Source organism: Streptomyces sp. SID5643 (genome assembly GCF_009872555.1).
Taxonomy (GTDB): Bacteria; Actinomycetota; Actinomycetes; order Streptomycetales; family Streptomycetaceae; genus Streptomyces; species Streptomyces iakyrus.
The window spans coordinates 26,160-45,994 of sequence record NZ_WWIC01000068.1 but is presented as its reverse complement, the minus strand read 5'-3'; the positions used below and the strand labels follow the sequence as shown (position 1 = coordinate 45,994).

19 protein-coding genes are annotated in these 19,835 nt (G+C 70.5%); 2 read left to right on the top strand and 17 right to left on the bottom strand.

The window, feature by feature from the left end:
- Positions 1-33 precede the first annotated feature (33 nt).
- Together hisS and GTY56_RS08415 are read right to left on the bottom strand one after the other, a co-directional pair.
- Positions 34-1,296 carry a histidine--tRNA ligase gene (hisS, locus tag GTY56_RS08420; protein WP_107458313.1) on the bottom strand — a complete coding sequence of 421 codons (1,263 nt, stop codon included), beginning with the start codon at positions 1,294-1,296 and terminating at the stop codon, positions 34-36.
- A gap of 11 nt (positions 1,297-1,307) precedes the next feature.
- The gene (locus GTY56_RS08415; protein WP_161364047.1) at positions 1,308-2,015 is read right to left on the bottom strand and encodes an MBL fold metallo-hydrolase; all 708 of its coding nucleotides are present in this window, start codon (positions 2,013-2,015) and stop codon (positions 1,308-1,310) included.
- A 167-nt stretch (positions 2,016-2,182) separates the two neighbouring features.
- On the opposite strand from GTY56_RS08415, the gene GTY56_RS08410 reads away from it, so the two are divergent.
- Both GTY56_RS08410 and GTY56_RS08405 read left to right on the top strand, forming a co-directional pair.
- Entirely contained in the window at positions 2,183-3,028 is an 846-nt protein-coding gene (locus GTY56_RS08410; RefSeq protein ID WP_161364045.1) for a peptidylprolyl isomerase, read from the top strand.
- Positions 3,029-3,165: 137 nt separating this feature from the next.
- Positions 3,166-4,395, top strand: a complete 1,230-nt coding sequence (locus GTY56_RS08405; protein WP_161364043.1) for a DUF349 domain-containing protein — start codon at positions 3,166-3,168, stop codon at positions 4,393-4,395.
- Positions 4,396-4,469: 74 nt separating this feature from the next.
- Here the strand turns inward: GTY56_RS08405 and relA are convergent, their stop codons facing one another.
- The 15 genes from relA to pgsA form a co-directional block, all read right to left on the bottom strand.
- Entirely contained in the window at positions 4,470-6,992 is a 2,523-nt protein-coding gene (gene relA / locus GTY56_RS08400; protein ID WP_161364041.1) for a GTP pyrophosphokinase, read from the bottom strand.
- Between the two features lie 193 nt (positions 6,993-7,185).
- Entirely contained in the window at positions 7,186-7,725 is a 540-nt protein-coding gene (locus tag GTY56_RS08390; protein WP_161364039.1) for an adenine phosphoribosyltransferase, read from the bottom strand.
- The gene (secF, locus tag GTY56_RS08385) at positions 7,722-8,834 is read right to left on the bottom strand and encodes a protein translocase subunit SecF (protein ID WP_161364037.1); all 1,113 of its coding nucleotides are present in this window, start codon (positions 8,832-8,834) and stop codon (positions 7,722-7,724) included. Before secF ends, GTY56_RS08390 begins: the two co-directional genes overlap by 4 nt.
- Before the next feature lies 1 nt (position 8,835).
- Entirely contained in the window at positions 8,836-10,590 is a 1,755-nt protein-coding gene (secD, locus tag GTY56_RS08380) for a protein translocase subunit SecD (RefSeq protein ID WP_161364035.1), read from the bottom strand.
- Positions 10,591-10,722: 132 nt separating this feature from the next.
- The gene (yajC, locus tag GTY56_RS08375) at positions 10,723-11,208 is read right to left on the bottom strand and encodes a preprotein translocase subunit YajC (protein WP_161364033.1); all 486 of its coding nucleotides are present in this window, start codon (positions 11,206-11,208) and stop codon (positions 10,723-10,725) included.
- Positions 11,209-11,393: 185 nt separating this feature from the next.
- Positions 11,394-12,464, bottom strand: coding sequence for a Holliday junction branch migration DNA helicase RuvB (gene ruvB / locus GTY56_RS08370; RefSeq protein WP_161364030.1), 1,071 nt, complete (start codon positions 12,462-12,464; stop codon positions 11,394-11,396).
- Positions 12,465-12,486: 22 nt separating this feature from the next.
- Positions 12,487-13,092, bottom strand: a complete 606-nt coding sequence (gene ruvA, locus GTY56_RS08365) for a Holliday junction branch migration protein RuvA (protein WP_033309639.1) — start codon at positions 13,090-13,092, stop codon at positions 12,487-12,489.
- Positions 13,089-13,628 (bottom strand): crossover junction endodeoxyribonuclease RuvC, encoded by a 540-nt coding sequence (gene ruvC, locus GTY56_RS08360; protein WP_161364028.1) that lies wholly within the window; start codon positions 13,626-13,628, stop codon positions 13,089-13,091. Before ruvC ends, ruvA begins: the two co-directional genes overlap by 4 nt.
- Before the next feature lie 105 nt (positions 13,629-13,733).
- Positions 13,734-14,486 (bottom strand): YebC/PmpR family DNA-binding transcriptional regulator, encoded by a 753-nt coding sequence (locus GTY56_RS08355; RefSeq protein ID WP_033309637.1) that lies wholly within the window; start codon positions 14,484-14,486, stop codon positions 13,734-13,736.
- A 48-nt stretch (positions 14,487-14,534) separates the two neighbouring features.
- Positions 14,535-15,143 (bottom strand): pyridoxal 5'-phosphate synthase glutaminase subunit PdxT, encoded by a 609-nt coding sequence (gene pdxT / locus GTY56_RS08350; RefSeq protein WP_161364026.1) that lies wholly within the window; start codon positions 15,141-15,143, stop codon positions 14,535-14,537.
- A gap of 13 nt (positions 15,144-15,156) precedes the next feature.
- Positions 15,157-16,062: a pyridoxal 5'-phosphate synthase lyase subunit PdxS gene (pdxS, locus tag GTY56_RS08345; RefSeq protein WP_030843057.1), complete on the bottom strand. Its 906-nt coding sequence runs from the start codon at positions 16,060-16,062 to the stop codon at positions 15,157-15,159.
- A 136-nt stretch (positions 16,063-16,198) separates the two neighbouring features.
- On the bottom strand, positions 16,199-16,741 hold the full coding sequence (locus GTY56_RS08340) for a LemA family protein (RefSeq protein WP_161364024.1): 543 nt from the start codon (positions 16,739-16,741) through the stop codon (positions 16,199-16,201).
- Between the two features lie 242 nt (positions 16,742-16,983).
- Positions 16,984-18,147 carry a glycosyltransferase gene (locus tag GTY56_RS08335; RefSeq protein ID WP_161364022.1) on the bottom strand — a complete coding sequence of 388 codons (1,164 nt, stop codon included), beginning with the start codon at positions 18,145-18,147 and terminating at the stop codon, positions 16,984-16,986.
- Positions 18,144-19,052 (bottom strand): phosphatidylinositol mannoside acyltransferase, encoded by a 909-nt coding sequence (locus GTY56_RS08330; protein ID WP_161364020.1) that lies wholly within the window; start codon positions 19,050-19,052, stop codon positions 18,144-18,146. Before GTY56_RS08330 ends, GTY56_RS08335 begins: the two co-directional genes overlap by 4 nt.
- Positions 19,049-19,810: a phosphatidylinositol phosphate synthase gene (gene pgsA, locus GTY56_RS08325; RefSeq protein ID WP_202509896.1), complete on the bottom strand. Its 762-nt coding sequence runs from the start codon at positions 19,808-19,810 to the stop codon at positions 19,049-19,051. Before pgsA ends, GTY56_RS08330 begins: the two co-directional genes overlap by 4 nt.
- Between the last annotated feature and the right edge of the window lie 25 nt (positions 19,811-19,835).

Sequence of the window (19,835 nt, the reverse complement as noted above, 5' to 3'; positions counted from 1 at the left end):
CGGGCCGCGGCGCCTTCCGCCCCGCCCGGTGCCTCAGCCGAGCCGTGCCTCCAGCTCCGCCACGATCTCGTTCACGCCGACCGCCGTCTGCTCACCCGACTCCATGTCCTTGAGCTGGACGACGCCCTCGGCGAGGTCGCGTTCGCCGGCGACGACCGTGTAGCGGGCGCCGCTGCGGTTGGCGTTCTTCATCGCGCCCTTGAGGCCCTTGCCGCCGTAGGAGAAGTCGGCCGCGATGCCGTTCTTGCGCAGTTCCGTGACCTTGGCGAACAGGACCCGGCGGGCCTCCTCGCCGAGCGGGACGGCGAAGACGCTGGTGGTGGCGGGCAGTTCGAGCTCGACGCCCTCCGCCTCCAGGGCGAGGACCGTGCGGTCGACGCCGAGGGCCCAGCCGACGGACGGCAGCGCGGGGCCGCCGATCATCTCGGAGAGGCCGTCGTAGCGGCCGCCGCCGCCCACCGCGGACTGCGAGCCGAGACCGTCGTGGACGAACTCGAAGGTGGTGCGGGTGTAGTAGTCCAGGCCGCGGACCAGCTTCGGGTCGTCCTCGAAGGTGACGCCCGCCGCCGTGATCAGCTCGCGGACCTCCTCGTGGTACGCCTTGCAGGCGTCGCACAGGTAGTCACGCAGCAGCGGTGCGTCCCCGAGCTGCTTCTGGACCGACTCGCGCTTGTCGTCCAGGACGCGCAGCGGGTTGATCTCGGCGCGCCGCAGGGTGTCCTCGTCCAGATCCAGGCCGCGCAGGAACTCCTGAAGTGCCGACCGGTACACCGGGCGGCACTCCTGGTCGCCGAGGCTGTTGAGCAGGATCCGGAAGTCGCTCAGGCCCAGCGAGCGGTACGCCTGGTCGGCCAGGATGATCAGTTCGGCGTCGAGCGCCGGGTCCTCCGCGCCGATCGCCTCGGCACCGACCTGGGAGAAGTGCCGGTAGCGGCCCTTCTGGGGGCGCTCGTAGCGGTAGTACGAGCCGGAGTACCAGAGCTTGACCGGGAGGTTGCCGGCCTTGTGGAGGTTAGCCTCCAGCGCGGCGCGCAGGACGGAGGCCGTGCCTTCGGGACGCAGGGCGAGCCTGTCGCCGCCCTTGGTCTCGAAGGCGTACATCTCCTTGGTCACGATGTCGGTGGACTCACCGACCCCGCGCGCGAAGAGCTCGACGTTCTCGAAGCCGGGCGTCTCGATGTAGCCGTAGCCGGAGTTGCGCAGCGGAGCGGCGATCGCCTCGCGCACGGCGAGGTACTTGGCGCTGTCCGGCGGGATCAGGTCGTACGTGCCCTTGGGGGCCTTGAAGGTGCTCACGGAAGGTCTCGTCACATTCCTCGTCGGGGAGCCTGAGCGGGTCCCTGGCCGGCGGCCACCTGCCGCAGATACGGGTTGGTGGAACGCTCCTGGCCGATGGTCGTCTGGGGGCCGTGGCCGGACAGCACCACGGTCGAGTCGTCGAGCGGCAGGCACACGCGGGCCAGCGAGTCGAGCATCTCGGCCATGTCACCGCCGGGCAGGTCGGTGCGTCCGATGGAGCCGGCGAACAGCAGGTCGCCCGAGAAGAGGATCGGCGGGATGTCCGCCGCCTCGGGCATGCCGAAGGTCACCGACCCCTTGGTATGGCCCGGCGCGTGGGCGACGGACAGCTCCAGGCCCGCCAGCTCCAGCTTCGCTCCGTCGGCCAGCTCCTTGACGTCATCGGGCTCCCCCACGGTCAGCTCGCCCATCAGCGGCATCCCGATGGAACGGCCGATCCCCTTCTCGGGGTCGCTCATCATGTACCGGTCGTCGGGGTGGATCCAGGCCGGCACGTCGTGCGCGCCGCACACCGGGACGACCGAGGCCACGTGGTCGATGTGGCCGTGGGTGAGGACGACGGCGACGGGCTTGAGCCGGTGCTTCGCGATCGCCTCCGCGACGCCGTCGGCGGCCTGATGGCCGGGGTCGATGATCACGCACTCCTCACCGGCGGCGGGGGCGACGAGGTAGCAGTTCGTCCCCCAGGCCCCGGCGGGGAACCCGGCAATGAGCACGATCGTCCTTCGTTGTGTCGATACGGGCGGCTACGGCTGCTCACAGAGCCTACCGGCGCTGCCGATTCCTCAGCGAACCCATATACGGTACGGGGCACACGCAGGCGGTCGGCACACAGGACGCACGCGTACCGGTCGACGTATCAGACCCATGAGGAGAGAACCCGGTGGTCAGCCAGGAACAGCGGCGGCGTCAGCTCGCCCGGGAGAAGTTCTTGCGACAGCAGCAGCGACGCACTGACGCACGACGCAAGGCCCGTATCCGCAACTCCGTGATCGCCTCGGCCCTCGGCGTGATCGTGGTGCTCTCGGTGACGGTCTTCCTGACCAAGCCGTTCGAGGACGACGGCAAGACGGACAACGCGAGCGCGGACGTCACCCCGAGCGCCACCCCGAGCAAGGCCCCGGACCCGTGCGAGAAGCCGGCTCCGGGCAAGGTCAAGTCGGAGACCTGGAAGAAGGAACCGGCCATGACCATCGACGAGTCCGCGAAGTACACGATGAAGCTGGACACGACCTGCGGCGAGATGGACATCGCGCTGAAGGCGTCGGCGGCACCGCACACGGTGAACTCGTTCAACTTCCTTCTCGGCAAGGGCTACCTGGACCACAGCAAGTGCCACCGGCTCACCGACCAGGGCATCTACGTCCTGCAGTGCGGCGACCCGAAGGGCACCGGCATGGGCGGACCGGGCTACACCATCCCGGACGAGAACCTCAAGGACAAGAGCCTCAAGGGCGGGATCTACCCGGCGGGCACGGTCGCGATGGCGAACCAGTACAACGCGCAGACGAAGCAGGGCCGCAACAGCGGCGGAAGCCAGTTCTTCCTCGTCTACCAGGACAGTCAGCTGCCGCCCGACTACACACCGTTCGGTACGGTGTCCGAGGCGGGCATGAAGGTCCTGAAGAAGATCGCCGCCGCCGGAGCACAGGCCCCCGACCCGCAGACGGGTAATACGGCGCCCAACGCGACGGTCGTGATCAACAAGGCCACGATCACGAAATCCTGACCCCTCAACTGCGAAATTTCGGTCGCGCGGGATGCGGACAGGCCCCCCGCCGGTCGCCTATGTTGGCCGTGACGAAACTGTGGACGATGCCCGGGGGAGCTTCAGGCCCCTCGCAGGCATCATGTGGAGGAGGCGCTGTGAGCAGCGACCCGTGGGGCCGCGTCGACGAGACGGGGACCGTGTACGTGCGTACGGCCGACGGCGAGCAGGTCGTCGGTTCCTGGCAGGCGGGCTCCCCCGAGGAGGCGCTGGCCTATTTCGAGCGCAAGTACGAGGGCCTGGTTGTCGAGATCGGCCTCCTCGAGAAGCGAGTGAAGACCACCGACCTGTCGGCGAAGGACGCCCAGGCCGCCATCGACCACATCCGGGAGCAGGTCGACGCGCACCACGTGGTGGGCGACCTGGACGCCCTGCGGGTCCGGCTGGACAAGCTCGTGGAGCTGGTGGAGGCGCGCCGCGAGGAGCGCAAGGCGCAGCGGGCGAAGCAGTCCGACGAGGCGCGCAGGTCGAAGGAGGCTCTGGTCGCCGAGGCGGAGGAGCTGTCGCAGTCCGACCAGTGGCGGGCGGCCGGTGAGCGGCTGCGGGCTCTGGTGGACACCTGGAAGGGCCTGCCGCGCCTGGACCGCAAGTCCGACGACGAGCTGTGGCACCGGTTCTCGCACGCGCGGTCGGCGTTCTCCAAGCGGCGCAAGCAGCACTTCGCGCAGCTGGACGCGCAGCGCGAGGAGGCCCGCAAGACCAAGGAGCGGCTGGTCTCCGAGGCCGAGGCGCTGTCGAACTCGACGGACTGGGGCGTGACGGCGGCGCGCTACCGCGAGCTGATGTCCGAGTGGAAGGCCGCGGGCCGCGCCCAGCGCGAGCACGAGGACGACCTGTGGAACCGCTTCCGCGGCGCCCAGGACGTGTTCTTCGCGGCCCGCAGCTCGGTCTTCGCCGAGCGGGACGCCGAGCAGTCGGAGAACCTCAAGCTCAAGGAGGAGCTGGCCGAGGAGGCCGAGAAGCTCCTGCCGATCACGGACCTCAAGGCGGCCCGGGCCGCCTTCCGGAACGTGAACGAGCGCTGGGAGGCCATCGGTCACGTACCGCGCGACGCCCGGCCGAAGGTCGAGGGCCGGATGCACGCGGTCGAGCGGGCCATCCAGGAGGCCGAGGAGGCCGAGTGGCGCCGGACGAACCCGGAGGCACGCGCGCGTGCCGAGGGTCTGACCGGCCAGCTCCAGGCGGCCGTGGACAAGCTGCGGGGCCAGATCGACCAGGCCCGTGCGCAGGGCAACAACGCCAAGGCCGACAAGCTCCAGCGTGAGCTCGACGGCCGGCAGGCGCTGCTGGACCAGGCTCTGAAGGGCCTGCAGGAGTTCGGCGGCTGAGCAGTCGAGGCGAAAGGGGGGGCTTTCCGTACGCGCCGTACGGAAAGCCCCCCTTCGTGTGACCGCTGGGGGCGCTACGACCTGCTGCGCGCCGACGTCACCCGGTACACGTCGTAGACGCCCTCCACGCCCCGGACCGCCTTGAGCACGTGCCCGAGGTGCTTCGGGTCGCCCATCTCGAAGGTGAAGCGGGAGGTGGCGACCCGGTCGCGGGAGGTCTGGACGGCCGCGGAGAGGATGTTGACGTGCTGGTCCGACAGCACGCGGGTGACGTCCGAGAGGAGCCGGGAGCGGTCCAGGGCCTCGACCTGGATGGCGACCAGGAAGACCGAGGACTGGGTGGGCGCCCACTCGACGTCGAGGATCCGCTCCGGCTCACGGGACAGCGAGTCCACGTTCACGCAGTCGCTGCGGTGAACCGATACGCCACTGCCGCGGGTGACGAAGCCGATGATGGGGTCGCCCGGCACGGGCGTGCAGCAGCGGGCCAGCTTGACCCACACGTCCTCGACGCCCTTGACGACGACGCCCGGATCGGCGCTGGTACGGCGCTTGCGGCTGCGGCCGGGAGCCGGCGGGACCGACTCGTCGATCTCCTCGGTGGCGGCCTCCTCGCCGCCGAGGGCCTGGACCAGCTTCTGCACGATGTTCTGCGCGGAGACATGGCCCTCGCCGATCGCCGCGTACAGCGCGGAGATGTCGGCGTAGCGCATCTCGTGCGCGAGGGTCACCAGGGAGTCGCCGGTCAGGATGCGCTGGATCGGCAGGTTCTGCTTGCGCATCGCTCGGACGATGGCGTCCTTGCCCTGCTCGATGGCCTCGTCGCGGCGTTCCTTGGAGAACCAGGCCCGGATCTTGTTGCGGGCGCGCGGTGACTTGACGAAGCCGAGCCAGTCGCGGGAGGGGCCGGCGCCGGCCGCCTTGGAGGTGAAGACCTCCACCAGGTCTCCGTTGTCCAGGGTGGACTCCAGCGGGACCAGGCGGCCGTTGACGCGGGCGCCTATGGTGCGGTGCCCGACCTCGGTGTGCACCGCGTAGGCGAAGTCCACCGGGGTGGCACCGGCCGGGAGAGCTATGACGTCGCCCTTGGGGGTGAAGACGAAGACCTCGTTGCGGGACAGGTCGAAGCGCAGGGACTCCAGGAACTCGCCCGGGTCCTCCGTCTCCTTCTGCCAGTCCAGCAGCTGGCGCAGCCACGCCATGTCGTTGAGATGGTCGTCCTTGCCCTTGCCGGACGACTTGGGGGCATCGCTGCGCACCTTGGAGGCGCCGGCGACGGCCTCCTGCTTGTACTTCCAGTGCGCGGCGATGCCGTACTCGGCGCGGCGGTGCATGTCGAAGGTGCGGATCTGCAACTCGACGGGCTTGCCGCCGGGGCCGATGACCGTCGTGTGCAGCGACTGGTACATGTTGAACTTGGGCATCGCGATGTAGTCCTTGAACCGGCCGGGGACCGGGTTCCATCGCGCGTGCACCGTGCCGAGGGCCGCGTAGCAGTCGCGGACGGTGTCCACGAGGACGCGGATGCCCACCAGGTCGTAGATCTCCGCGAAGTCCCGGCCGCGGACGATCATCTTCTGGTAGACGCTGTAGTAGTGCTTCGGGCGGCCGGTGACGGTCGCCTTGATGCGGGCCGCGCGCAGGTCCTGCTGGACCTCGTCGGTGACGATGGCCAGGTACTCGTCGCGCTTGGGTGCCCGCTCGGCCACCAGCCGGACGATCTCGTCGTACATCTTGGGGTAGAGGATCGCGAAGGCGAGGTCCTCCAGCTCCCACTTGATGGTGTTCATGCCCAGGCGGTGGGCGAGCGGCGCGTAGATCTCCAGGGTCTCGCGCGCCTTCTTCTCCTGCTTCTCGCGCTTGAGGTAGCGCATGGTGCGCATGTTGTGCAGGCGGTCGGCGAGCTTGATGACCAGGACGCGGGGGTCCTTGGCCATGGCGACGACCATCTTGCGCACCGTCTCGGCCTGCGCGGCCTCACCGAACTTGACCTTGTCCAGCTTGGTGACGCCGTCGACGAGCAGGGTGACGACGTCGCCGAAGTCGCGGCGCAGGTCGTCCAGGCCGTACTCGGTGTCCTCGACGGTGTCGTGCAGCAGCCCGGCCATCAGCGTGGCCGGATCCATGCCGAGCTCGGCGAGGATGGTGGTGACGGCGAGGGGGTGCGTGATGTACGGGTCGCCGCTCTTGCGCTTCTGCCCGCGGTGCCAGCGCTCGGCGACCTGGTAGGCGCGCTCGATCTGGCGCAGCGTGGCTGTCTCGATCTTCGGGTCGTTGCTGCGCACTATCCGCAGCAGCGGTTCCAGCACCGGGTTGTACGGGTTCGCGCGCTGCACCCCGAGCCGGGCCAGTCGGGCGCGGACGCGGTTGGAGGAGCCGGACCGGGCCGGCTGTCCGGCGGGCTGACGTACCGCGGGCGGCGGGGTGGGCTTGGGCCGCGACTGCTCCGCGGGTTTGTCGACCGGCGCCGCCTGGGCGTGCTCGACCGGCCCGCGGGTGTCGTTCTTCGCGTGGGGCGCGTTCGGCGCGGGCTTCGCCGCGGCTGCCGAGGCGGACTCGGGCTTGGCGGCGGTCAGGTGCTGGGCCTCGTCTGGCAAGAGGGCTCCTCGTGCGCGATCCGGTTCCCCCGGTCAGGCTCCGGACCCCCATGGTAGCGATCCCGAGCCCCGGGATCGCCTTCAGGCCAATGTGAGGACCGTCTACCCGGGGAACGCATGAGGCGGGCACCGGGTCGTCCGGTGCCCGCCTGTGCGGTGTCGTGCCGGTGTCCACCGGCCCGCTGCGCGGTTGCTAGACCGTGAGCAGGGCCTCCAGCGGAGCGCCTTCCAGGGCCGGTTCCAGGCGGGCGCGGCCGCTCAGGAAGCCGAGTTCCATGAGGACGGCGAGGCCGGCGACCTCTGCGCCGGCCCGGCGGATGAGCTGGACCGAGGCCTCGGCGGTGCCGCCGGTGGCGAGGACGTCGTCGACGACGAGCACCCGGTCCCCGTCGGTGAGGTCCTCGGCGTGCACCTCGATCTCCGCCGAGCCGTACTCCAGGTCGTACGCCTGCGCGAGGGTGGCTCCGGGGAGCTTGCCCGCCTTGCGCACGGGGATGAAGCCGAGACCGGCGCGGACGGCGACCGGGGCGCCGAGGATGAAGCCGCGGGCCTCCAGGCCGACGACCTTCGTGGCGCCGGTGCGCTGGGCGATCTCGGCGAGGGCGTCGGTCAGCGCGGTGAACGCCGCCGGGTCCGCCAGGAGCGGGGTGATGTCCTTGAACATCACGCCCGGCTCCGGGTAGTCGGCCACGTCACGGATGCGGCCGAGCAGCAGTTCCCTGATGTCGGTCATCGGCGCTTCCCCGAGGGACGGCCGCGGCCACGTGTGCGCGAGGCGGGCTGGTTGCGCGGCCCGACCACCGCGGGTGCGGCGTCCTCGGGCTCGTCCGCGTACGTCTCCTCGTCGTGGGCCTCGGCGCCTCCCTGGGAGGCGGACTGGGCCCGCTTGGCCAGGACGCGCTTCTTCAGGGCCTTCATCGCCGGCTCGCGCTCCTTGAGGTCGGCGACGAGCGGCGTGGCGATGAAGATCGAGGAGTACGCACCGGCGGCGAGACCGACGAACAGCGACAGCGAGATGTCGTTCAGCATGCCGGCGCCGAGGACACCGCCACCGATGAACAGCAGGCCCGCGACCGGCAGCAGCGCGACGACCGTGGTGTTGATGGAGCGGACCAGCGTGCTGTTGATCGAGCGGTTGGCGACGTCGCTGTAGGTCCAGCGTGTCTGCTTGGTGAGGTCCTTCGTCTGTTCCTTGAGGCTGTCGAACACCACGACCGTGTCGTAGAGCGAGTAGCCGAGGATGGTCAGCAGACCGATCACCGTGCCCGGTGTGACCTCGAAGCCGACGAGGGCGTAGATGCCGACCGTGATGGTGATGTCGTGGATCAGCGCGATGAACGCCGCGACGGCCATGCGCCACTCGAAGGCGATCGCCAGGTAGATCACCACGAGGACCATGAAGATCCCGAGACCCTGCCAGGCCTTGTTCGCGATCTGCTCGCCCCAGCTGGGGCCGACCAGCTCGGCGTTGATCTGCTCCGAGTCGATCTTGAGGTCGTCGGCGAGCGTGCTCTTGATCTCGTTCGCGGCACCGGTGTCGATGCCGGCGACCTGGATGCGCATGCTGCCGTCGCCGAGCTTCTGGACGATCGCGTCGTGGCCGGAGGCCTCTTCCGCGTACCGCTCCGCCTGGGACACCGAGACGCTGGTGTTCTTGGGGGTGTTGAAGACCGCGCCGCCCTGGAACTCGATGCCCATGTTCAGGCCGCGGACCGCCAGACCGGCGATGGCCACGATGGTGATCAGGATGGAGAGGCCGTACCAGATCTTGCGGTTCTTGACGAAGTCGTAGCCGATCTCGCCGCGGTGCAGCCGGGCGCCGAGGTTGCCGAGTTTCGACATCTCACGCCTCCTTCGTCTCGACGGGGGCGGAGGGACGGCGGGTGCGGCGCAGCGGCGGCTGGGCACCCAGGCTCTTCGGGTCGAGGCCTGACCACTTGTGGCCGTTCGCGAAGAACGGGCGGCGGGCCATGAGCGTCAGCAGCGGCTTGGTGAAGAGGAACACCACGACCACGTCGAGCAGGGTGGTCAGGCCGAGCGTGAACGCGAAGCCCTGGACCTTGCCGACGGTGACGAGGAAGAGCACCGCGGCGGCCAGGAACGACACGAAGTCGGAGACCAGGATGGTGCGACGGGCGCGCGGCCAGGCCCGCTCGACGGCGGGGCGCAGCGAGCGGCCCTCACGGATCTCGTCACGGACGCGTTCGAAGTACACGATGAACGAGTCCGCGGTGATGCCGATGGCGACGATGGCACCGCACACGGCCGGCAGGTTCAGCGCGAAGCCGATGGCCGGGCCGAGCAGGGCCATGAGCGTGTAGGTGAGGGCGGCGGAGACCAGCAGCGAGAGGATCGCGATGAACGACAGGCCGCGGTAGTACGCCAGCAGGTAGATGACGACCAGCGCCAGACCGATCGCGCCGGCGATCAGACCGGCCTGCAACTGGTCACCGCCCAGCGCGGCGGTCACGGTCGTCATGCTGTCCACCTTGAAGGTGAGCGGGAGCGCGCCGTAGCTCAGCATGTTCGACAGGTCCTGGGCGGACTGCTGGTTGAAGTTGCCGGAGATCTCGGCGTTGCCGCCGGTCAGGGCCTGCTTGACGTACGGGTCGGAGACGACCTCGCCGTCCAGGACGATCGCGAACTGGTTCTGCGGGGACTGGTTCTGCGCCAGCTTGCCGGTGATGTCCGCGAACTTCTTGGCTCCGCCGTCCGTGAAGTCCATCGTGACGGTCCAGCCGGCACCGGTCTGGGTGTTGAGGACGGCCTGGGCCTTGTCGACGTCCGTGCCGTCGACCTCGGCGGGGCCGAGGATGTACTTCTGCCACTGGCCCTGCGAGTTCTTGCCGCACGCGAGGGTCGGGTCGGAGGCCTTGGTGTCGTCACCCACGGTGGAGCGGGTCTTCTCGTCGGTGCAGTCGAGCTTGGCGTACTTCGCCTGGAGCGCGTTCGCGTCGCCCTGGGCGGTGCCGCCGCTCCCCGACGGGGAGGGGCTCGACCCGGGCTTGTCCGAGGCGCTCGCCGACGGCGTGGCGTCGGCCTTCAGCGCGTCGGTGACCGCGCGGCCCTGGGTGGTGGGCGTGGCGGACGGCGAGGCGGAGTTCTTGTCGGTGACCTCGGGCTTGCCTGACGGCTGGTCCGAGGGCTTGCCGGTGGGGCTCGGGGAGGGGCTGGCCGTGCCCTTGCCGCCGGCGATCTCGGTGGCGATGACCGGACGGAAGTAGAGCTTGGCGGTGGTGCCGACCTGCTTGCGGGCCTGCTCGGAGTTCGTGCCCTTGGGGATGTTGACGACGATGTTGTCCCGGCCCTGCGTCTGGACCTCGGACTCGGAGACGCCCAGACCATTGACACGGCGCTCCATGATGGAGACGGCGGTGTCCATGTTGGTCTTGTTGATCGCCGCCTCGTTGCCGGCCTCGGGGACCGCGCGGAGCGTGATGCTCGTACCGCCGGCAAGGTCGATGCCGAGACGGGGCTTCGTGTGCCCCGAGGCGAACATCCCACCGGTGAGCGCCGCGATGGCGATCAGGATCAGGGCCAGCGAGCGCCCCGGCTTGCTCTGGGCGCTCGCGTTCCTGCCCTTTTTAGGTGTGGCCACCTTCTCGTACTCCCTCTCGGGCCACCTCGCTCCGGATCGGCGGACGGGCGGCCATGACATGGTGTCGGGACTCCGTGCGAGCTGGGCGTGTCCCGGGGCGCGCGGGCAGGGCCCGCGCACCCCGGGACACGACTACTTCGCCTCGGAGTCGCCGTCGGTCTTCTTCGGCTCTGCGTCCGGCTTGGCCTCGGCCGCCTCGTCGGCCGGCTCCTCGGCCGCGTCCTTCTTGCCGAGGTCGACGGCCTTGTCGTCAGCGGGGGCGGCGGAGTCGTCGGTCTCGGTGAGGGAGGAGGCGTCGTCCGGGACGATGTCGGCGTCGGACTTCAGGTCGTGCTCGACGCCGTGGACGATGCGGTTGTACTCGTCGTCGGTGAGGACGGCACCGATGGCGTTCTTGGCGAAGAGGAGCTCGACGCCGGGACCGGCGTCGACGAGGACGGTGTCCTCGTTGACCTCCTTGACCGTGGCGTACATGCCCCCGATGGTGCGGATACCGCTGCCGGGCTGCATTTGGTTCCGCATCTCCACGGCCTGCTGCTGCTTCTTCTTGGCCGACCGGGTCATCAGGAACATGGCCCCGATGAGCACGATGAACGGGAGGAGGGTCAGGAGACTCACGGGTCGGTACTTCCTTCACACGACCGCGCTGTGAGCGGCCAGATGGTTGGGGGTGTGTACGCCGCCGACAAAGGCGGCATCGGCGGAGTCTAAGCGAGTCCGCGCGCATGGAACAACGCTCAGCATGGCACCGGGGTTCCTGCTCCGGCCACTGACCTCGCCGCCCCGGAGCCGTGACGGCGGCGTCACGCCCCGAACAGGTCCTGTTGTCCGTTTCCGGCGGTCTGGGACCGTGGCGGGGTCAGGCCGAGATGCGCCCATGCGGCGGGGGTGGCGACCCGGCCGCGGGGGGTGCGGGCCAGCAGCCCCTCCCGGACGAGGAAGGGTTCGGCGACCTCCTCCACGGTCTCACGTTCCTCCCCGACCGCGACAGCGAGCGTGGAGAGGCCGACCGGGCCGCCGCCGAACAGCTTGAGCAGGGCTTCCAGCACACCCCGGTCGAGGCGGTCGAGGCCGCGCGCGTCCACCTCGTACACGGCGAGGGCCGCCGCGGCGATGTCCCTGGTGATCAGGCCGTCGGCCTTGACCTGCGCGTAGTCGCGGACGCGGCGCAGCAGACGGTTGGCGATACGGGGCGTGCCGCGGGAGCGTCCGGCGATCTCGGCGGCGCCCGCCGGCTCGATCTCGACTTCGAGGAGGTTCGCCGAGCGGTGGATGACCCGCTCCAGTTCGGCCGGTTCGTAGAACTCCATGTGCGCGGTGAAGCCGAAGCGGTCGCGCAGCGGGGGCGGCAGCAGGCCGGCGCGGGTGGTGGCTCCGACCAGGGTGAAGGGGGGCAGCTCCAGGGGAATGGCCGTGGCGCCGGGGCCCTTGCCGACGATGACGTCGACGCGGAAGTCCTCCATCGCCATGTACAGCATCTCCTCGGCGGGCCGGGACATGCGGTGGATCTCGTCGAGGAAGAGGACCTCGCCTTCCTGGAGGGAGGAGAGGATCGCGGCGAGGTCGCCCGCGTGCTGGATGGCGGGGCCCGAGGTGATGCGGATGGGGGCGCCCATCTCGGCCGCGATGATCATCGACAGGGTGGTCTTGCCGAGACCGGGGGCGCCGGAGAGCAGCACGTGGTCGGCCGTCGCGCCGCGCGCGCGTGCGGCGCGCAGTACGAGGTCGAGCTGCTCGCGGACCTTCTCCTGGCCGATGAACTCGTCCAGGTCCTTGGGGCGCAGGGCGGCCTCGACGGCCTGGTCCTCACGGTCGGCGACGGAGTCCACCAGCCGCTCTGCGGCGTCGGCGTCGGTGGTGTCGTCCCAGTTCATGTGATGTGCCTCAGGGTGGGGGTCAGCGGGCGCGGTTCAGGGTCTGGAGGGCCGCCTTCAGCAGCTGGCCCACCTGGGGCGTGCCCCCGGCGGCCTCGGCCTGGGGGGCCACGGCCGTCACGGCCTCGTCGGCCTCGCGGGTCGCGTACCCGAGGCCGATCAGGGCCGCGTGCAGCTGGTCACGCCAGCCGCTGCTGACCGGTGCGCCGACGGCGGGTGCGCCGACCGGCGCGCCGAGCCGGTCCTTCAGCTCCAGGAGCAGTTTCTGGGCGCCCTTCTTGCCGATGCCGGGAACGGCGGTGAGCGCCTTCTCGTCGGCGGTGGACACCGCCCGGCGCAGCGCGTCGGGGCTGTGCACGGCGAGCATGGCCTGGGCGAGTCTCGGCCCCACGCCGCTCGCGGTCTGGAGCAGCTCGAAGACCTGCCGCTCGTCGTCGTCCGCGAAGCCGTAGAGGGTGAGGGAGTCCTCGCGGACGACCAGGGAGGTGTGCAGCTTGGCCGGCTGGCCCATGCGGAGCGTGGACAGCGTGTTCGGCGTGCACTGGACGGCCATGCCGACGCCGCCGACCTCGACGACCGCGGCGTCCGGAGCGAGTGCGGCCACTGTGCCGCTGACGAAGGCGATCATGCCGTCCGGCCTTTCCGTGCTGGGGCGGTGTGCAGGGCGACGGCCTGCTGGAGTCGGTTCTGCGCGGGGGCGCGCCAGATGTGGCAGATGGCGAGGGCGAGGGCGTCGGCCGCGTCGGCGGGCTTGGGCGGGGCGCTGAGCCGGAGCAGGCGGGTGACCATGGCGCCCACCTGTGCCTTGTCGGCGCGGCCGCTGCCGGTGACGGCGGCCTTGACCTCACTGGGGGTGTGCAGCGCGACGGGGATGCCGCGGCGGGCGGCGCAGAGCATGGCGACGGCGCTGGCCTGCGCGGTGCCCATGACCGTACGGACGTTGTGCTGGCTGAAGACGCGCTCGACGGCGACGCATTCGGGCCGGTGCTCGTCGAGCCACTGCTCGATGCCCTGTTCGACGGCGACGAGGCGTTGACCGAGGTCGGCGTCCGCCGGCGTGCGGACGACGCCGACGCCGATCATCGTGAGCGGCCGTCCGGCGACGCCCTCGACGACGCCGACACCACACCGGGTCAGTCCCGGGTCCACCCCCAGTACGCGCACGCGCCCTCCCTTTCGCTCACCTGTTTGTGCAGGCTATCGGGTGCCACCGACAACGCGACGGGCCGACGGGGTGTGTCCCGTCGGCCCGTCGCTCTCGTGCGCGTGTCAGGCGTCGACCTTCTCCATGACCTCGTCGCTGACGTCGAAGTTGGCGAAGACGTTCTGCACGTCGTCGCTGTCCTCCAGCGCGTCGATCAGCTTGAAGATCTTCTTGGCGCCCTCCTCGTCCAGCTCGACCTGCATGGTCGGGACGAAGTTGGCGTCGGCGGAGTCGTAGTCGATGCCGGCGTCCTGGAGGGCGGTGCGGACCGCGACCAGGTCGGTGGCCTCGCTGAGCACCTCGAAGCTCTCGCCGAGGTCGTTGACCTCCTCGGCGCCCGCGTCGAGCACGGCGGCCAGCACGTCGTCCTCGGTCAGCTCGCCCTTGGGGACGATCACGACGCCCTTGCGGTTGAACAGGTACGACACCGAGCCCGGGTCGGCCATGGAGCCGCCGTTGCGGGTCATGGCGACGCGGACCTCGGAGGCGGCGCGGTTGCGGTTGTCGGTGAGGCACTCGATGAGCACGGCCACGCCGTTCGGGCCGTAGCCCTCGTACATGATCGTCTCGTAGTCGGCGCCGCCGGCCTCGAGACCGCCACCGCGCTTGACCGCGGAGTCGATGTTCTTGTTGGGAACCGACTGCTTCTTGGCCTTCTGGATGGCGTCGTAGAGCGTCGGGTTGCCCTCGATGTCGACGCCGCCCATGCGGGCCGCGACCTCGATGTTCTTGATCAGCTTCGCGAAGAGCTTGCCGCGCTTGGCGTCGATCACGGCCTTCTTGTGCTTCGTCGTAGCCCATTTAGAGTGGCCGGACATCTGCCTGTCTCCTTCGCGTAACCCATCTCAGCAACGAACGCAGGAATCCTACAAGGACTCGGCTGCCCGGTCCGCCCGCACCATGTCGACGAACAGGGCGTGGACGCGGTGGTCGCCGGTCAGTTCCGGATGGAACGACGTGGCCAGCGCGGTGCCCTGACGGACCGCGACGATGTGGCCGTCGTGCTCGGCGAGCACCTCGGCCGCGGCGCCGACGGACTCGACCCATGGGGCGCGGATGAAGACGCCCTCCACCGGGTCGCCCTCGATGCCCTGGACGCCGACGGCGGCCTCGAAGGACTCGTTCTGCCGTCCGAAGGCGTTGCGGCGCACGATCATGTCGATGCCGCCGACGGTCTCCTGGCCCGAGCGCGGGTCGAGGATCTTGTCGGCGAGCATGATCATGCCGGCGCAGGTGCCGTAGACGGGCATGCCGTCCCGCACACGCGCGCGCAGGGGCTCCATCAGGCCGAACAGGACGGCCAGCTTGGAGATGGTGGTGGACTCGCCGCCGGGGATGACGAGACCGTCGACCTCGGCGAGTTCTTCGGGGCGCCGCACCGGCCTGGCCACGGCATCGGCCGCGGCCAGGGCGACGAGGTGCTCCCGTACGTCGCCCTGGAGGGCCAGGACGCCTATCACGGGGGTGTCGCTCATGGATTCCTGTGCCTTACCAGCCGCGGTTGGCGTAGCGCTCGGCCTCGGGAAGGGTGTCGCAGTTGATGCCGACCATGGCCTCGCCCAGGTTGCGGGAGGCATCCGCGATGATCTTCGGGTCGTCGTAGAAGGTGGTGGCCTTCACGATGGCGGCGGCGCGCTTGGCCGGGTCGCCGGACTTGAAGATGCCGGAGCCGACGAAGACGCCCTCGGCGCCGAGCTGGCGCATCAGGGCCGCGTCGGCCGGGGTGGCGACGCCGCCGGCGGAGAACAGCACCACGGGGAGCTTGCCGAGCTCGGAGACTTCCTTGACCAGCTCGTACGGGGCGCGCAGCTCCTTGGCGGCGGCGTACAGCTCGTTGTTGTCGTAGCCGCGCAGGCGGGCGATCTCGTTCTTGATCTGGCGCAGGTGGCGGACGGCCTCGACGACGTTGCCGGTGCCGGCCTCGCCCTTGGAGCGGATCATCGCGGCGCCCTCGGCGATGCGGCGCAGGGCCTCGCCCAGGTTGGTGGCGCCGCAGACGAAGGGGGTGGTGAAGGCGAACTTGTCGCTGTGGTTGACCTCGTCGGCCGGGGTGAGGACCTCGGACTCGTCGATGTAGTCGACGCCGAGGGACTGCAGGACCTGGGCCTCGACGAAGTGGCCGATGCGGGACTTGGCCATGACCGGGATCGAGACGGCGTCGATGATGCCCTCGATCATGTCCGGGTCGGACATGCGGGCGACGCCGCCGTCCTTGCGGATGTCGGCGGGGACCCGCTCCAGGGCCATGACGGCGACGGCGCCCGCGTCCTCGGCGATCTTGGCCTGCTCCGGCGTGACGACGTCCATGATGACGCCGCCCTTGAGCTGCTCGGCCATGCCGCGCTTCACTCGGGCGGTGCCGGTCTCGGGAGCCTGGTTTTCGGAGATGGACACGGGTGACCTCACTGATGGGAAAGAGGGTTTTCTGCAGCACTGAGGAAACGTGAGAGAACCAGGCCACAGCAAGGGCCAATGGGAACGCCGTGGATCCTTTTGCGACGGACGGCCGGAAAACGACAGGTGAACGGGGTCAGGCGGCCCGGTCCACCAGGGCCGCCGGGGGCTCGTCGTCCATTTCGAAGGCCATCGGGAAGGGCGCGTGACCCGCCAGGCGGAACCAGCGCACCTTGCGGTGCCGGCGCAGGGCCCGGGCCGCCCGTACGGCGTCGTTGTGGAACCGGCGGGCCATCGGCACCCTGCGGACCGCCTCGGTGAGCTCCCGGGCCGCCTCCTCTCCCCCGGGCGCCTCGCGCACCGCCTCGACCTGTGGGGCCTCCCCGAAGACGGCCCTCAGCGCCTGGCTCAGTTCACTCTCCGCGATCTCCCGCTGCTCCTGCTCGGCCTGCCGGGCGGCGTGCGCGGCCTCGTACAGCACGATCGAGGCGGCCGGGTCCAGGACGCCTGAGGTCGCCAGTTCCTGCGCCACCGAGGCCCGGCGCAGCAGCTGCGCGTCCAGGGCGGCCCGGGCGGCGTCGATCCGGGCGTGGAGACGGTCGAGCCGGCCGGCGGTCCAGCTCAGGTAGAGCCCGATCGCGGCCAGGGCGACGGCGATCCAGATGAGAGTGGTGGTCACGGGCGGCAAGGCTAGCGGCCCGCAGGGCGACGCCGTTCATCCCGCCCCGCTGGTGGCCTCCGGCTGCGGGGGCCGTGGCGGCCGGCTTTGGTCCCGGCCGGTTCGAATGGCCCACCGCCCGGCCCACCGGCCGAAACGACCGGCCCGTCCACCCCACCCTCACAACCGGCCGGTCCAGGCGACCCACCCGGTCCTGGCCCCCCGAACCGGCTGGCCCGAGCAGGTGGCCGTCGACCCGGCCCTCAATCCCGGGCGAACCCCAGCCGCCCCCACCACCCGGTCGTCCGCTCGTCCTCGGCGACCGCCGCCGCTCCGGCCGTCACCGTCTCGTAGACGGACAGGATGTCCGCACCGACGGTCGACCAGTCGAAGCGCCGCACGTGGGCGCTCCCCCGCTCGCGCAGCTCCGCCCGCCGCTCCGGGTCGGCCAGGAGCCGTACCGCCGCCCCGGCCAGGGCGTCGGCGTCCTCGTTGGGGAACAGCTCGCCGGCCGCCCCCCGGTCCAGGACCTGGGCGAAGGCGTCCAGGTCGGAGGCGAGGACGGGGGCTCCGGCGGACATGGCCTCGACGAGGATGATGCCGAAGCTCTCGCCGCCGGTGTTGGGCGCGACGTACAGGTCGACGCTGCGCAGGAAGCGGGCCTTGTCCTCGTCGCTGACCATGCCGAGGAACTCGACGCGGGAGCGCAGGTCGGCCGGCAGGGATTCCACGGCCTCCTCCTCGTCACCGCGCCCGGCGACCAGCAGCCGGGTCTGCGGGCGCGCGGCGAGGATCTGCGGCAGGGCCTTCATCAGGACCGGCAGTCCCTTGCGGGGCTCGTCGATGCGCCCGATGAAGCCGATCGTGTCGCCCTGCCACTCCGCCTTGGGCTCGGCGCCGGCGAAGAAGTCGACGTCGACGCCGTTGGGGATCACGACCGCGTCGCCGCCGAGGTGCTCCACCAGCGTGCGGCGGGCGTACTCGCTCACCGCGATCCGGGCGCTGATCTTCTCCAGGGCGGCCTGGAGGATCGAGTACGCGGCGATCATCGCGCGGGAGCGCGGGTTGGAGGTGTGGAACGTGGCCACGATCGGCCCCTGCGCCGCCCAGCAGGTCAGCAGGCCCAGGGAGGGCGAGGTCGGCTCGTGGATGTGGATGACGTCGAACGAGCCGTCGTGCAGCCAGCGGCGCACCCGGGCGGCGCTCAGGAAGCCGAAGTTCAGCCGGGCCACCGAGCCGTTGTACGGCACCGGCACCGCGCGCCCGGCCGAGACGACGTACGGCGGCAGCGGGGTGTCGTCGTCGGCGGGGGCGAGCACGGACACCTCGTGACCGAGGCGGATGAAGTACTCGGCGAGGTCCCGGATGTGGAACTGGACGCCGCCCGGTACGTCCCAGGAGTACGGGCAGACGATGCCGATTCTCACGAGTGCCCCTTCTCGGGGTCGAGGTCCGCGAGCCACAGGCGTTGCAGCATGTGCCAGTCCTCCGGATGGTCGGCGATCCCGGTGGCGAAGGCGTCGGCCAGCGCCTGTGTCATGACGGACGTCCTCTCGGCGCGCGTACCCGACTCGGGCACCTCGACCGGCGGGTGGACGCGGCCGCGCATCACGGGCGAGTCGTCGTACCAGAGGGTCACCGGCAGCAGCAGGGCTCCCGTCTGCTGGGCGAGCAGGGCCGGTCCGGCCGGCATGCGGGCCGTATCACCGAAGAAGTCCACCTCGACCCCGGAGGCGGACAGGTCGCGATCGGCGACCAGGCAGACCAGGCCGCCGTCGCGCAGCCGCCGGGCCAGGGTGCCGAAGGCGGTGCCGCCGCTGTGCGGCAGGACCTCCATGCCCAGGCCCTCGCGGTAGGCGACGAACCGGTCGTAGAGCGTCTCGGGCTTCAGGCGCTCGGCGACCGTGGTGAAGGGGATGCCGAGCTTCGTGGTGACCCAGGCGCCGGCGAGGTCCCAGTTGGCGAGGTGCGGCAGGGCGAGTACGACGCCCTTGCCGGCGGCCATGCCCTCGGTGAGGTGGTGCAGGTCCTTGGGGTCGAAACCGGCCTGGATCCGTTCCCTGTTCCAGGCCGGGAGGCGGAAGGACTCCATCCAGTAGCGCAGGTAGGAGCGCATGCCCGCGCGGGACAGCTCGGCCAGGCGCTCGGGGCCCGCGTCCGGCACCACGCGCGCGTAGTTGCTCTCCAGGCGCTGCACCCCCTTGCCGCGCTGCTTCCAGGCCAGGTCGGCGATGGTCCGGCCGAGGCGCACGGCGGCCGGCTCGGGGAGCTTCTTGACCGTGCTCCAGCCGAGGCCGTACAGCGCGTCCGTCAGCCGGTCCTGTGCGCTCACGTGGCCGCCTCGCTCCCGTGGGAGGCGTTCTGCTGCTCGTCCTCGTCGTCATTCTGCTCGCCCCGCGCGGCCGCCTCGGCCTCCGCGGACTCCCGGCGGACCGTGACGACCCGCTGGATGAGCGTCACGAGGCTGCCGACGGCGACGATCCACAGGGCCACGGGCAGCAGGTACTGGATGCCGGGCACGCCGAACTTGTGCAGGCCCGCGAAACCGGCCGCGACCAGGGAGATCACCAGCCGCTCGGCCCGCTCGACGAGCCCGTTGACCGCGACCGGCAGACCGATCGACTCGCCCCGGGCCTTGGTGTACGACACCACCTGGCCGCTGGCCAGGCAGAAGATCGAGACGGCGCACAGGACGAGATCGTCGCCACCACCGGCGTACCACAGGATGAAGCCGCCGAAGATCGCGCCGTCGGCGACCCGGTCGAGCGTGGAGTCCAGGAAGGCACCCCAGCGGCTGGAGCGGCCGAGCTGACGGGCCATGTTGCCGTCGACGAGATCCGAGAACACGAAGAGCGTGATCACGACCGTGCCCCAGAAGAACTCGCCCATGGGGTAGAAGACCAGCGCGCCCGCCACCACACCGGCGGTACCGATGAGCGTGACGGTGTCGGGGCTGACGCCCCGCCGGATCAGAAACGCGGCGAACGGTGTGAGGACACGCGTGAAGAATGCACGCGCGTACTTGTTCAGCATGGCCTTCCCGAGGGTCGGTGTCGCCGTCTGGCCCCTGCTGGCCACCGGCTGGCCCATCGTAGTCACGCGCGCGCGTGGGCGA

Excerpts from the sequence above, each read along its gene's own strand:
- pgsA (WP_202509896.1), bottom strand. The coding sequence starts at position 19,810 with ATGGGCCAGCCGGTGGCCAGCAGGGGCCAGACGGCGACACCGACCCTC.
- ruvB (WP_161364030.1), bottom strand. The coding sequence starts at position 12,464 with ATGAACTGGGACGACACCACCGACGCCGACGCCGCAGAGCGGCTGGTG.
- secF (WP_161364037.1), bottom strand. The coding sequence starts at position 8,834 with ATGTCGAAACTCGGCAACCTCGGCGCCCGGCTGCACCGCGGCGAGATC.
- GTY56_RS08355 (WP_033309637.1), bottom strand. The coding sequence starts at position 14,486 with ATGTCCGGCCACTCTAAATGGGCTACGACGAAGCACAAGAAGGCCGTG.
- GTY56_RS08390 (WP_161364039.1), bottom strand. The coding sequence starts at position 7,725 with ATGACCGACATCAGGGAACTGCTGCTCGGCCGCATCCGTGACGTGGCC.
- pdxT (WP_161364026.1), bottom strand. The coding sequence starts at position 15,143 with ATGAGCGACACCCCCGTGATAGGCGTCCTGGCCCTCCAGGGCGACGTA.
- ruvA (WP_033309639.1), bottom strand. The coding sequence starts at position 13,092 with ATGATCGCCTTCGTCAGCGGCACAGTGGCCGCACTCGCTCCGGACGCC.